Annotated in this window: 13 protein-coding genes; 4 read left to right on the plus strand and 9 right to left on the minus strand. The window is 60.9% G+C overall.

The window, feature by feature from the left end; translation table 11 throughout:
• Positions 1 to 42 precede the first annotated feature (42 nt).
• The 3 genes from PFLQ2_RS04790 to PFLQ2_RS04780 are packed head-to-tail and all read left to right on the plus strand — an operon-like array spanning position 43 to position 3198.
• Positions 43 to 276 (plus strand): PP0621 family protein, encoded by a 234-nt coding sequence (locus tag PFLQ2_RS04790; RefSeq protein WP_003185557.1) that lies wholly within the window; start codon positions 43 to 45, stop codon positions 274 to 276.
• Complete coding sequence (locus PFLQ2_RS04785; RefSeq protein ID WP_003185559.1) at positions 266 to 1855, plus strand: sensor histidine kinase; 1590 nt, start codon at positions 266 to 268, stop codon at positions 1853 to 1855. The genes PFLQ2_RS04790 and PFLQ2_RS04785 overlap by 11 nt, the downstream gene beginning before the upstream one ends.
• Complete coding sequence (locus PFLQ2_RS04780) at positions 1852 to 3198, plus strand: sigma-54-dependent transcriptional regulator (RefSeq protein ID WP_003185561.1); 1347 nt, start codon at positions 1852 to 1854, stop codon at positions 3196 to 3198. Before PFLQ2_RS04785 ends, PFLQ2_RS04780 begins: the two co-directional genes overlap by 4 nt.
• A 50-nt stretch (positions 3199 to 3248) precedes the next feature.
• Here the strand turns inward: PFLQ2_RS04780 and PFLQ2_RS04775 are convergent, their stop codons facing one another.
• The 8 genes from PFLQ2_RS04775 to PFLQ2_RS04740 all read right to left on the minus strand — a co-directional run bounded on the left by PFLQ2_RS04775 (position 3249) and on the right by PFLQ2_RS04740 (position 11759).
• The gene (locus tag PFLQ2_RS04775; protein ID WP_003185563.1) at positions 3249 to 3614 is read right to left on the minus strand and encodes a DUF6124 family protein; all 366 of its coding nucleotides are present in this window, start codon (positions 3612 to 3614) and stop codon (positions 3249 to 3251) included.
• Between the two features lie 1351 nt (positions 3615 to 4965).
• Positions 4966 to 6066 carry a glycine oxidase ThiO gene (gene thiO / locus PFLQ2_RS04770; RefSeq protein WP_003185565.1) on the minus strand — a complete coding sequence of 367 codons (1101 nt, stop codon included), beginning with the start codon at positions 6064 to 6066 and terminating at the stop codon, positions 4966 to 4968.
• A gap of 58 nt (positions 6067 to 6124) precedes the next feature.
• Positions 6125 to 6526: a type IV pilin protein gene (locus PFLQ2_RS04765; RefSeq protein ID WP_003185567.1), complete on the minus strand. Its 402-nt coding sequence runs from the start codon at positions 6524 to 6526 to the stop codon at positions 6125 to 6127.
• A 10-nt stretch (positions 6527 to 6536) separates the two neighbouring features.
• A complete protein-coding gene (locus tag PFLQ2_RS04760; protein ID WP_003185569.1) occupies positions 6537 to 9638 on the minus strand; it encodes a pilus assembly protein in 3102 nt (1033 codons plus the stop codon).
• A complete protein-coding gene (locus PFLQ2_RS04755; RefSeq protein WP_033046294.1) occupies positions 9625 to 10104 on the minus strand; it encodes a pilus assembly PilX family protein in 480 nt (159 codons plus the stop codon). The genes PFLQ2_RS04760 and PFLQ2_RS04755 overlap by 14 nt, the downstream gene beginning before the upstream one ends.
• Positions 10105 to 10117: 13 nt before the next feature.
• Positions 10118 to 10831, minus strand: a complete 714-nt coding sequence (locus PFLQ2_RS04750; RefSeq protein WP_003185573.1) for a PilW family protein — start codon at positions 10829 to 10831, stop codon at positions 10118 to 10120.
• A complete protein-coding gene (gene pilV / locus PFLQ2_RS04745; protein WP_003185575.1) occupies positions 10828 to 11289 on the minus strand; it encodes a type IV pilus modification protein PilV in 462 nt (153 codons plus the stop codon). Before pilV ends, PFLQ2_RS04750 begins: the two co-directional genes overlap by 4 nt.
• Positions 11286 to 11759 (minus strand): GspH/FimT family pseudopilin, encoded by a 474-nt coding sequence (locus tag PFLQ2_RS04740; protein ID WP_003185578.1) that lies wholly within the window; start codon positions 11757 to 11759, stop codon positions 11286 to 11288. Before PFLQ2_RS04740 ends, pilV begins: the two co-directional genes overlap by 4 nt.
• Before the next feature lie 127 nt (positions 11760 to 11886).
• Between PFLQ2_RS04740 and PFLQ2_RS04735 the strand changes: the two genes are divergently transcribed.
• Positions 11887 to 12426 carry a GspH/FimT family pseudopilin gene (locus PFLQ2_RS04735; protein WP_003185580.1) on the plus strand — a complete coding sequence of 180 codons (540 nt, stop codon included), beginning with the start codon at positions 11887 to 11889 and terminating at the stop codon, positions 12424 to 12426.
• On the opposite strand, the gene ispH is transcribed toward PFLQ2_RS04735, so the two are convergent.
• Entirely contained in the window at positions 12380 to 13327 is a 948-nt protein-coding gene (gene ispH, locus PFLQ2_RS04730; RefSeq protein WP_003185582.1) for a 4-hydroxy-3-methylbut-2-enyl diphosphate reductase, read from the minus strand. The two genes, PFLQ2_RS04735 and ispH, sit on opposite strands and share 47 nt — an antisense overlap.
• Positions 13328 to 13379: the final 52 nt, after the last annotated feature.

Here is a 13379-nt window from a genome sequence, read left to right on the forward strand (position 1 = left end):
CTTGGCTAAACTGCCTGATCTCTAGCCAAAAAGCCGCCCATCATGCTTCGTTTACTGTTCTGGATTGCCCTGATCGCCGCCGCGGTATGGTTCTGGCGCAAGTTCAAGGGTGCCTCCTCCGCGCCGACCGCCACGCGCGAGCAGGACGCGCCGCCCATGGTTCGTTGCGCCCATTGCGGCGTGCACCTGCCCCGCGACCGAGCGCGAGCTCTCGAACAACAGTGGTATTGCAGCCAGGCTCACCTCGAGCAAGGCCCGAGCACCCGTGATCGCTGAGGCCCTAAGCCCGCACGACAAACAGGCGCAGCGCCTGCTGCGTCTTTATCATCTGTACCGTCTGAGCATCGGCATCACCCTGGTGCTGCTTATTTCCAGCAACATGGACAACCGCCTGCTGGAGTTCGCCAACGACGACCTGCTGCGCAGTGGCAGTTGGTTGTACCTGGTGTTGAATATCTTGCTGGTGGTGTTTCTTGAAAACACCCGCCGCCCCGCCCGCCTGTTCGGCCTGGCCCTGACCGATGTGTTGCTGCTCTCATGGCTGTTCTTCGTCGCGGGCGGCGCCCCCAGCGCCGTCGGCAACCTGCTCATCGTCTCGGTGGCCATCGGCAATACGCTGTTGCGGGGCCGGATCGGCCTGTTGATAGCAGCCGTTGCCACTCTCGGCATCATCGGTTCGACCTTCTTTCTCGGCCTCAGCGACTCGAACCGCCCCAGTAGCTATTTGCAGGCCGGCACCCTGGGTGCGTTGTGCTTTGCTGCGGCGCTGCTGGTACAGGGCCTGACCCGACGACTGGAAGCCAGCGAAACCCTGGCCGAGCAACGGGCCAGCGAAGTGGTGGGCCTCGAAGCGCTCAATGCATTGATCCTGCAACGCATGCGCACCGGGATCCTGGTGCTCGACCGTCAAGGCCGGGTGCAACTGGCCAACGAAAGCGCGCTGAACCTGCTGGGTATGCACGATCTGGTCGGCCAGCCAATCGAGCAGTACTCAACGGCCCTGGTCGAACGCCTGCAACTGTGGCGGAACAACCCCAGCCTGCGTCCGCAAAGCCTGACCATCAGGGGCAATGGCCTTACCCTTCAACCGAGCTTCATCGCCCTGGGGCACAACGACCAGCATCAGACCCTGGTATTTCTCGATGACCTGGCCCAGGTCGCCCAGCAAGCCCAACAGCTCAAACTCGCCTCCCTCGGACGCCTGACCGCCGGTATCGCCCATGAAATCCGCAACCCGCTGGGTGCCATCAGCCATGCGGCGCAATTGTTGCGTGAGTCAGAGGAACTGAACGACGCAGATCGGCGTCTGACGCAGATTATTCAAGACCACTCCCAACGAATGAATCGCGTCATTGAGAACGTCCTCCAATTGTCCCGCCGCCAACCCACCACGCCACAACGCCTGGATCTGCGGACCTGGCTCGAACCGTTCGTCAGGCAAACCCGCGAAAGCATGACCGAGTACCAGCAATTGCACCTGAGCATCGACCCCGGCGACTACACCACGCTGATGGACCCCGACCAGCTGACCCAAGTGCTCGGCAACCTGTTAAGCAACGCGTGGCGCCACGGCGCGATGGTCCATGACCAGGCTGAAGTCTGGCTGAAGCTGTTCATCGACCCTCACAGCCAACTGCCCACGCTGGACATCATCGACAACGGCCCCGGCGTGACGCCGGACCAGCAGGCGCACTTGTTCGAACCTTTCTTCACCACCAGCAGCCAAGGCACCGGCCTTGGGCTCTATCTGTCCCGTGAGCTGTGCGAAAGCAACCAGGCCCGCCTAGACTTCAAATCACGCCAAGGCGGCGGTTGCTTTCGCATCACTTTTGCTCACGGACGGAAACAGATTTGAATAATCGCTCACGGCAACGAATCCTGATCGTCGATGACGAACCGGACATCCGCGAACTCCTGGACATCACCCTGGGCCGGATGAAACTCGACACCCGCAGCGCCAAGAACCTCGCCCAAGCCCAGGACCTGCTGGCAGGCGAAGCCTTCGACCTGTGCCTGACCGACATGCGCCTGCCCGACGGCACCGGCCTGGAACTGGTGCAGCACATCCAGCAGCGTTACCCCCAACTGCCCGTGGCGATGATCACCGCCTACGGCAGCCTGGAGACCGCTATCGACGCCCTCAAGGCCGGAGCCTTCGATTTCCTGACCAAACCGGTCGACCTGGGGCGGCTGCGAGAACTGGTCAACAGCGCCTTGCGCCTGCCGCCAGTCGCCACCCCGGCCGTCACCCTCGAACGCTGCCTGCTGGGCGACTCTCCGCCGATGCGCAGCGTGCGTAAACAGATCGAAAAACTCGCCCGAAGCCAGGCGCCGGTATATATCAGCGGCGAGTCCGGCTGTGGCAAGGAACTGGTCGCGCGGTTGATCCACGAACAAGGCCCGCGCGCCAGCCAGGGTTTTGTGCCGGTCAACTGTGGGGCAATTCCCACCGAACTGATGGAAAGCGAGTTTTTCGGACACAGAAAAGGCAGCTTCAGCGGCGCCATCGAAGACAAGCCCGGACTGTTCCAGGTTGCCCATGGTGGCACTCTGTTTCTTGATGAAGTGGCAGACCTGCCTTTGGCGATGCAGGTCAAACTGCTGCGGGCCATCCAGGAAAAAGCCGTGCGCGCGGTCGGCGGCCAGCAGGAAGAAGTGGTGGACGTACGCATCCTCTGCGCGACCCATAAGGACCTGGACGCTGAAGTTGCCGCCGGGCGCTTCCGCCAGGATTTGTATTACCGGCTGAACGTCATCGAACTGCGCGTCCCGCCCTTGCGCGAACGTCGCGAAGACATCGAACCATTGGCCAACCATATGCTGCAGCGCCTGGCCCTGAACACCGACAGCCCTGCTGTGAAACTCCATCCCCGAGCCCTGGAGGCCCTTCGAAACTACCGCTTTCCGGGAAACGTGCGGGAATTGGAGAACATGCTCGAACGGGCCTACACCTTATGCGAACACCAACAGATCGAAGCCGACGACCTGCGCCTGGCCGAGGGCAATAGCACCACCGAGGCGGGCAAGCCGGATTTGATGCAGGTCGACAACCTGGAAGATTACCTGGAAGACGTCGAGCGCAAACTGATCCTCCAGGCCCTGGAAGAAACCCGCTGGAACCGTACGGCGGCGGCCCAGCGGTTGAAGTTGTCGTTTCGGTCGATGCGGTATCGGTTGAAGAAGCTGGGGTTGGATTGAGCCACGGCTCTCCAGCCCATGCTGCCCCTGTGTTCGCCTTGGCAGCTTTTCTAGCCCTTCGGCACCGGCACCTGCTCGTCCAGCACACGATTGGCTAGCAACTCACTCAACTCGATCAGCTGTTGCACCCCCAATGCAACATGCCGTCGCGAGCCGTCGAGTTCGAAGGCCAGGTCGCTGATTGTTGCGTTGGCTGAGGCAAGGGTTTCGCTGAGGTTGGCGAGGAGGCATTCGGTGTCGATGCCTTCCACGACGGTGTATAGCTGGTTTGAGGATGGTTTCTTTTTGGCTTCAGGCTTTGGGGCTAGGTAATAGTCGAGGGCGCGTTTGGCGGCTTCGTCGAGCTTTTGAGGATCGAGTCCGTTTTGAGCTGATGTGGAATCGGTTTCGGGGGGATTGGGTGTGACCTTGATCATCGTGCATCTCCAAGTTATGGAGCTGCCACCGATCGCCGCGACGCGATTGGAGGTGGCAGCTGTACGCAGGTTCGCGGACCGAGAACTTGAACACCCGGCATACCCGAAGGTATCCCACGCACAGCCAGCCATGACACGACAAATACCGAGGCACCGTCGTGGACTGGAATTATGCACCAAGTTAGCGGGCCGCGACGCCCGGACGCTGAATTGGCAGCGACGAGAAAGGTTAGCCAGAGCCCTTCCCACTCGGCAACCGCCAGAGATCGTCGGAAAATTCAGCTCGATTCAGAATTTTGTCCGACCTTTCTCACAAATCTGGTTTGGCTGTCAGGGCATCGGGATGTGTGTATATCCATTTCTGCGGTAAAGGCTACTTAGGGTTCCGCCCTGACGGCGGGTCACTTTCGAAAAGCGCGAAAGTAACCAAAGCGCTTCTGCCCCACCACTCGGCACCTCGCCTAGGCTCGGTGTGCCCTCACTCCGGCATTGCTCCGTGGGCCCGCCGCGAAGGGCTGCCATCCATGGCCCAGCGCGGCTAACCCGGCATCCATGCCGGGTTGCCCACTACGCAATGCCTGCGTTCGGCCAGCGTGGTTAATGGGGCGTCCGAGATCAACGTCCGACGCGAGGCGGCCTGATAGCCGACCTGGTTCTTGATGGGGACCGCATTTCTCCTGTGGGAGCGGGCTTGCTCTCGAAGGCGATGTCACTGTCGATGAGGATGTTGCGTTTGCTGACTTCATCGCGAGCAAGCTCGCTCCCACAAGGGATGGGTGGCGTATACAAATTTTGTGATTGTTGAAGGTCGAAAATGTGGGAGCGAGCTTGCTCGCGATGACTGCAGTAAATCCAACCGCTATGTCACGGAATTATCGCTACCGCGAACAGGCTGAGGCTATGAAGACGCGACCGCAGTCAACCAGGATGTCGTATATACCAGCCTCTTCGCGAGCAAGCTCGCTCCCACAATTGGGTCGGAGTACGACAAAAGAGACAGGTCGGCTATCAGGCCGCCTCGCGACGGACGTTGATCTCGGCGCCCCGTTAACCACGATGGCCGAACGTAGGTATTGCGCAGTGGGCACCTCGGCATGGATGCCGAGGTAGCCGCGCTGGGCCATGGATGGCCCTTCGCGGCGGCCCACGGAGCAATGCCTACGTTCGGGCATGCCGAGCCTAGGCGAGGCACCGAGTGGTGGGGCAAAAGCGTTTTGCTTACTTTTGCGCTTCTCAAAAGTGAGACGCCGTAAGGGCGGAACCCTAAGTAGCCGTTACCGCAGCAATGGATATGTACTCGATCAACACACAGCCGTCGCGAGCAAGCCCGCTCCACAAGAAAAACCGGACCTTACAAGCGCCCCGCCGGAGCATAAGGCACAGGATCAATCACCGCCTCCCGCCCCAACATCAGATCCGTAAACAACCGACACGAAGCCGGCGCCAGCACCAACCCATTGCGATAATGCCCACAATTCAACCATAGCCCAGCAAACCCCGGCACCTCGCCGATATACGGAATGCCTTCAGGCGACCCAGGCCGCAACCCAGCCCAATGCCCAACCACCTCGGCACCCGCCAGCTCCGGAATCAGCGCCAACGCCGAAGCCTTTAGGCTTTCCAACGCCACATCCGTAGGCGTCTTGTCGAAACCTTCACGCTCCAACGTACTGCCGATCAAAATGTGTCCATCACGACGGGGAATGGCATAGCGGCCTTTCGCAAGGACCATGCTCGATAAAAAGTCCGACGCACATTTGTACAAAATCATCTGGCCCTTGACCGGCTCGACTGGAAGTTTCAACCCCAGCGTCTTGACCAGTTCACCGCTCCAGGCGCCTGCGGCCAGCACCACATGATCGCCACGCAGCTCACCGGCAGAACAATTCACCCCCACGACACGGTCGCCGTCGCGGATAAAGCCGCTGACTTCACAATTTTCATGAACCGTGACATTGGGCATCGCCAGCAGCGCAGCCTTGAGGGATTTCACCAGGCGGGGATTACGCACGTTGGCCACATTGGCCATATAAATCGCTCGGGAAAAACCCGCGCCCAGCACCGGCACTGCATCATGTACGGCAGAGATATCCACAGCCCGCAACGGGCGCCCTTCCCGCTCGGCCCAGGCCAGTGCTTCGTCCTGGTCATCCAGGTCCAGCCAGTACAGGCCGGTGACATGCACTTGCGGATCGATTCCGGTGGCGGCGAACAAACGCTCGCCCAGTTGTGGATAAAAATCCTGCGACCAGTGGGCCAGGGCGGTCACCGCTGGGCTGTAGCGCCACGGGTACAACGGCGAAACGATACCGCCACCGGCCCAAGACGCCTCCTGGCCGACGCTCGAACGGTCCAACAGCACCACTCGCTGCCCTTCGGACGCCAGATTGAACGCCGTCAGCAGGCCGATCACTCCGCCACCGACAATCACCACTTGCTGTTGCCTGGTCATGTTCTGATTCAACTCACAAGACAGAGAGGGCGCAAGTCAGCGCCCGGATAAAGGAAACTCAGCGGCCCCAGCAATCCTTGGTGGTCAGCCCCGCAGCGGCGTTGAGCATGCCCCGTGCGCCGGTGTTGTTGATCGTGAAATCACCGCACTTGTCCGTGGCCATGGACGAGCCATTCTTGCGCACGGCAGTCAGGGTGAAGCTCTGGTCCGCCAGCGTCTGGGTAATGGTGTAGAAATCGTTACCGCCGCTCAGGCCGGTGGCATTGGTATACACGTTGTTCTTCGAGTAGTAGCGCTCGAGAATCTGCGCCTGCTCCGACAACAACCCGGCAATTTCGGTGCGTCGGCCCTTCTTCATGTACTCGGTCAGGCTCGGATAGCCAATGGTGATCACGATACCGATGATCGCAATCACGATCATGATTTCGATCAAGGTGAAACCCCGGTTGGATCTGCGCATGCCTTGCCTCTCACTGTATTTGTCGCCACATGATGCGGCGGCTGCCGCCCACGGATTTTTCAAGCAGGTCGGTGATGCCGCCACCGGAATCGTTCACGATCATGTTGGTGGCCCCGTTGGCGTTGACGATCGCACTCAAGGTCGGGATACCACCGGTGAACACGACCCCGCTGGAGAGGGCGTCGGAACTGTTGAGCGTGCCGTCACCGTTGGTATCGAGCACCGCATAGTTGAGCATCTTACCGTTGAACGCATCCACTTCGATCAGTTTGCCGGTACCGAAGCTGGCGCAAGGGTCGGTGGTGTCCACGGCTGCCGTGGTGAAGACCACACGCCCGAGCACCAGGTTGGCCGGGTTGATCACCCGTTCACCGGTCAATGCGTTGTTGTACACCAAGGGCAGGTACCAGCCCTTTTTCGAAGGATAGGTCACGTCAGTCTGGCTGGTGGTCACGAACTGCCCCGTGCTGCCGGAAAACACCCCGGTGATGGATTGGGCCTGCAGGCTCGACACCGTGATCTGCCCCGCTCCGCCAGTGGCATCCCATATCGAGTAGAACGCCTGAAGGTCCTTGTTGAGCTTGTCGGTCGTTTCGTTGAATTTACCGGTGCCGAAAAAGACCTGGGTACCGCCCTGGGGATTGTCTGCCAGTAGGGGCTGGACCGTGATCGGTTGGGTCGCCCCGCCGGGCGCCGTAAACAACGGCTGGCCGGCAAAGGCCAGGCCCCAAGCGGTGGGTGACGTGCCGCTGAGGTCGAATTTCCACATCCGCCCTTTCAGGTCGCCGCCATATGCCGCCTGGACCACGTTCTGGGAATTGACCCGAAGCTTGACCGACGACAGGCCGTTATCCGTCTCGCTGCTGTTGATTACGATCTTCTTGATCAACGAACCGTCGCGGATATCCACCACGTACAACGCCGCCACGCCGCTGTTGCTGCCGTAGCCGTTGGCAATGAACGCGGCCCAGCGCCCGTCCGCCAAGCGGGCGACTTCGGGTCGCGCGTAGGCGTAGCCCAAGTCATTGAAGCTGTTGGTTGTATTGGCTACGGCCGGTGCGCTGATTTCCCACAACACCCGAAGCGCGTTGCCCGCTGCCGCGTCGAACAGTTGGACGGCAAAGAACGTCCTGCCCCCGGCCCCTGTCCCGCCCACGGCCACCGTCTTCCAGGCGCTGCCCGACTGCGTGTCGAATACGCCGATCTGTCCATCGACCAGGAACTGGTGGCTCACGCCGTTGATGTAGTTGGTATCGGCAACGCCCTGCAATGAGGGCAGCACGCTCGAAGGCATGTAGGCGTAGCGCCGCGTACCGTTGGCACTGTTGATAACGCTGAAAAATCCGTCATTGGCGTTTACCACCAGGCTGGCGTTCATGTTCGTCGACTTGGTCGCCAGGTAATTGCTGTAGCTGGTGTCGTTGATCAGATCCGCTGCGGTCTGGTCATTGGGCGAAGCCAGTACCAGCGGCGAATTGATGATGTCCCCGAGCAAGACACTGCGCACCTTCAGGCCGGTCTTGTTGACGCCCTTGCTCCACTCCACCAGGTCGTTGCCGGTAATCCCGGTGGGCAGGTTCTGGTTGAGGCTGGTCTGTTGGGCCGGTGAAAAATTGGCGTAGGCCAGGGTTATGGGCACGTTGGTCGCGGTGTTCCACGATTGATAAATCGGCGCAGCAGCGGCAGGCACAATGGCGGTGTCGGTGGTCCACTGCACCGCTGCCATGTCTACCGTGCCCGCCGAGGTGAAGCCGAACGCCCGGATCGTGCCGCGCCAGTCCTTGGGGTCATAAGTGGTCTGGTAGAAACTGGAGGTGCTGGACAACGAGGCACCGTTGGTGGCGCCGCCGCCCCCCGATCCGGCTTTGGAGGTGATGTCGCTCAAGGCCGATGAAAGGGCCGAGCTCAAGCCTTCGCTGTCGGTCGCCTGATAATACTTGCCAGCGCCATAGCGGGCGGCATCGGACAGCATCTGGTTGGTCGCTGTGAACCCCACCGTGTAAGTGTTGAGGTATTGCCGGGGGAAATCCGCCGTATTCCAGGCTTTGCCCGTGGCATCGGTGCCGGTGGAGCGCATGTCGATGTCGAAGGCGAACTTGGCCACGTCGTCCAGGTAAAGCGTGTCGCCCTCGCCGTCACCATTGGGGTCCGCGCCATCGTTGGCGCTGATGCCATCCCAGTTCGGCAACCGGGAGCCGCCCAGCGGGTCGTTGGTGGGGAACGTCCGGTCATAAGTGGGCAAACCGTCGGTGATCACTACGCCGAAATTTTTCTGACAGCGGTATTGGATCGGGCTGATGTAGGTAGTGGGCGTGCTGTTGTAGTACGGCGCCATGCCCCTGAAATAGCGAGTGACCTCATAGTAGCTTTCGGCAAGCGGTGTATTCGCGACGGCGCCCAGCGCATTGATGGCGCTGATCAGGGCGTTGTAATTGGTATTGGCCTGGGCCTGGGTCACGCTGCCGCTGACCGGCGAAAGATCACTGACCGAACGGGCGATGTAGCCACCTGGGCCTGAATTACTGCTGTTGGGCGGATTGAACGTGGCGAGGCCAATGCGTAATGCGCGATTGCTGGTAACCAGGTCGTTGGAAACGTCCCGCGCGACGTTGATTCGATAGTCGTTGGGGATGGTGCCCGTGGTGAAGTCCCGGTTCGAACCGTTGGCCAACGCCAGCAGATACGCCAGGTATTTGGTGGTGTAGCGGGTATTGCCGCCGCCCACAGGGTCCGGCAAGCGCAGGCAGACCCGGCTAAGGTTGCCTCGGTAGAAACCATACCAGCCACTCGTACAACCGCCCCTGAACAGGCCGGCCAGCAGAACGTTGCCATCGTCTGGATCAAGCTGCACGCCGCCGAAACAGCTGGTACTGGAGTTACAGTTAATGACAGCCGGACGTGACACATCCGGATCAAACCCCGCCGCCCAGATGATGTTGTTCATACTCCCCGAGTCATCGATCAGCAGCATCACGTTCGGCGTAACGGCGGCCGCACTCAGCAGCGGTGAATCCGAGGGCGTGAACGCGTAGGCCGGGGCAGCCAGGTAAAGACTGAGCACCGCACCCCACAGCACCTGCCTCCAGTGGCGGCGCACCTCAGTACTTCGCATAGATGCTCTCCACCACGCTGCGCTGATTGTTTCCCACCACCGCCACCGCCGTGATCCGGTACAGCGTCGCCGATGTATTGCTGGGAACGTTGACCGCCGAGAGCGTGGTGCCGATGTTCTGCACGCCATAAAACCCGCTGCCGGCGGCGACCCAGGTCACGCCCGAGGATGAGTTGCGCCCGGCTGCCGTAACCGTCGCCGACTCGGCCGGCGGCGCGCATTGCGTCGCGGTGGTACAGACCGCCAGCGAATACGTCTCGGCCTGCACGGCCGTCTCGCCGAGCCTCAACGCCGCCTCGGCGATCTGGAAGGACTGGTTGCGCAACATGACGCTGCTGGTCATCTTTTCCTGGAGCGTCGCGCTCTGCATCGACGACAGCCCGATCAATGTCAGCAGCAACAGGAACACCAGGCTGACCAGCAAGGCCATGCCACGCTGAGAGTGCCCGAAGGGCGTCGAATTCATCAGTCGCCCTCCCTTACAAGAGCCGGTTGCGCAAAGCGGCAACCACGTTGAAAGTCTGCTCGCGCACGGCATTCTTCGGATCGAAGAGCGTCAGGGTCAGGCGCACGCTGCGAATCAGCGCCGGATCAGAGGGATTGCTGATATAGCTGGACGTCGCGCTGTCCGTCGCGCTGCCGGCCACGCCGAACATCACGTCGAACGCCCGCACGTTATCCACCAGCACAAACAAGGTCGGGTTGCCGACCCCGCTGCCCAGGAGCAATTGGTTGTTGTTGAAGCTGTAGACCAGCCGGCGGATCGGGAAGGCCAACTGCCCTGCCGCTGGCGCCCGTGCGTTTGTGTAGGCCGTCGCCGAGGTACGGCAGTCGGAAAGGACAGTCCAGGTCGGAGCGCTACCGCTATTACCTACGTCGGCGGTGACCAAGGTCAATTTTTTGTTGGCCTCGTCCCAGCGGATCGGGGTGATCTGGCTGGCATTGAAATCTTTAGCCGTGGAAGCATCGGTAATGGTCGCCAGACAACCGAACATACCCACCATGCGAAGCTCCTGGACCATTTTGCTCAGGACGAACCGGGCGTCTTCCTGCATGGCCGCCGCAGCACTCTGACTGACGTAGGTGTTTTTGGCCGCGATGAAAATCTGCACGACACCCAACACGACGATCAGGCTGAGCACCAGCGCGATCATCAATTCGATCAGGCCAAACCCCCGACTACGGCTGTTCATGGCGGTGTACCCACCGGGTCTGCCGCGACACGGCTGGTCAGTACGAAGCTGCGCCGTGCCTCGGCCGCGTTGGTGGTATTGGCGGCACGGGCATCGTCCCAGGAAATGGTGATGGTGTAGACCCGCTTGTTCAGCGCCACAGCGCCCGTGGCCGTGGCGCCACCGAAGGCGATGATGTTGGTCTTGAAGTCATAAAGGTCCTGGTCGCGGGCCACGTTGAGGTTCGCCGAGCTGGGCGGTGTAATGGTGTAGTCGGCGCCGGAGTTGGCGCGGATGCGGTCCATCATGTCGTAGGCGATGAAACTGGCCTGGCTGGTCATGCGCGAGCTGTCGGTGTACTTGAGGGCATTGAGCTGAATCATCGCCGCCCCCAACAAGCCCACGCCGAGAATCAGCACTGCCACTAGTACCTCGATCAGCGTCATACCCTTCTGGGCCCTTTTACTGCGATTGGTCATCCGCAACTTCCACCCAATACGATTCGTCCATTGAGACAAACATTCAGCGTCCTGGTCTGTGCTCCCCGCACATAATTGAAACTCACCGGCGTGGCCGGCGCCGACAAGCCGCCCAGGTTGTTGAAATCGATGTTGGTCACCTCTGAGGTTAGCGTCAGAGTCGCACCGCCGCTCATCGCCGGAACAACCCGCAACACATTGGCCGGTGTGCCTGTGCTGTCATACACCGTCAATTCGCCGCTCCAGACGCTGCCCTGGGCCGTGGGGCGGATCCGCGTGGTGATGCCACGGTCGATCGCCGTCATCCGGGCAAAGTTCAGCGCTCGGCGCAGATCGCCGATATCGGTGTCGGCCTTGGTGCCCTGCATCGAACCGGTGAACGCCGGCACCGCCATCGTGATAAGGATCAGCAGCACAGCCAAGGCCACCAGCACCTCGACCAGCGTGAAACCTTTTGTACGAAGATCCATCGATGCCCTCCGTTGCCGTCGGCTATACCTGCTTCTACACGCTAGAACAAACCGCCGCCGTGTGTGCAGTTGTTTCGGCTTGCGGCGCCAGGACCGCGCCATTTTCATGCTCCAGGGAGGAGACATCATGTATCAACAGGGCTTCAGCCTGATCGAACTGCTCATGGGACTGGCAATCGCCGCAATTGTTCTGTCGTGGACCGGCACGGGCTACAAAGAGCTGATCGCATCCATCGAACGCGATGACACCGCGCAATTACTGATCAGCGGGTTGCGCAGCGCCCGCAGCGAAGCCATCGCTCGCAACCGGACGGTCGTGCTCAGAGGGATAGACAACGATTGGGGCCGGGGCTGGCGCATTACCCTGGACGATAAGGAAAAAACCGTGCTGATGGAACGCAGCAACCGCGCTCGAGTAATGGGCAACCGGCACGTAAAACGTTCGGTGAGGTTCAGCAACCTGGGGGAAGCGCTGCTGCCCAGTGGCGGCTTTCAGGCCGGTACGCTGCATGTCTGCGCCAGACACGGGCCGGTCAGCCATCATCAAGTGATATTGGCGCCTTCCGGCCGTGTCCGCATGGAAAGTGTCAAAGCCGAGCAGGCCCTGTGTGAGAAAGGACTCAAAGCAAGGAGCGGACGCGCAGCTCTTTCGGCATCGAGAACGTAATGTTTTCCTCGCGACCGGCCAACTCATCGGCACCCGTTGCGCCCCAGGCCTGCAATTGCTGGATCACGCCGCGCACCAATACTTCTGGCGCGGAAGCACCGGCGGTGATGCCGATACGCTCGACGCCATCGAACCAGCTGCGTTGCATATCCTCGGCCCCATCGATCAGGTAGGCCGGCGTGGACATGCGCTCGGCCAGCTCCCGCAAACGGTTGGAATTGGAGCTGTTCGGGCTACCAACGACCAGGACCACATCGCATTCGTCGGCCAGTTGCTTGACCGCGTCCTGCCGGTTCTGGGTGGCGTAGCAGATGTCGTCCTTGCGCGGGCCGCCAATGGCCGGAAAACGAGCGCGCAGGGCGTCGATCACACGGCTGGTGTCGTCCATGGACAGAGTCGTCTGGGTCACGAAGGCCAGGCTTTCGGGGTTGCGTACCTGCAAGGCCGCAACATCTTCCTCGTCTTCGACCAGGTAGATCGCACCGCCGTTGCTGGCATCGTATTGGCCCATGGTACCTTCGACTTCCGGGTGGCCTTCATGGCCGATCAGGATGCATTCGCGACCGTCACGGCTGTAGCGGGCCACTTCGATGTGCACCTTGGTCACCAATGGGCACGTCGCGTCGAACACCTTCAGGCCACGGCCGGCGGCTTCGCTGCGCACCGCCTGGGAAACGCCATGGGCGCTGAAGATCACGATGACGTCATCCGGCACCTGGTCCAGTTCCTCGACGAAAATGGCCCCGCGGCTACGCAGGTCTTCGACAACGAATTTGTTGTGGACCACTTCGTGGCGCACGTAGATAGGCGGCCCGAAGACTTCCAGGGCGCGGTTGACGATTTCGATCGCCCGGTCCACGCCGGCGCAGAAGCCACGGGGGTTGGCGAGTTTGATTTGCATGCTGTGCCTCGTGTCTGTGGGAGCGAGCCTGCTCGCGATGCGGTGGATCAGC

The organism is Pseudomonas fluorescens Q2-87 (genome assembly GCF_000281895.1).
GTDB classification, from domain to species: domain Bacteria; phylum Pseudomonadota; class Gammaproteobacteria; order Pseudomonadales; family Pseudomonadaceae; genus Aquipseudomonas; species Aquipseudomonas fluorescens_S.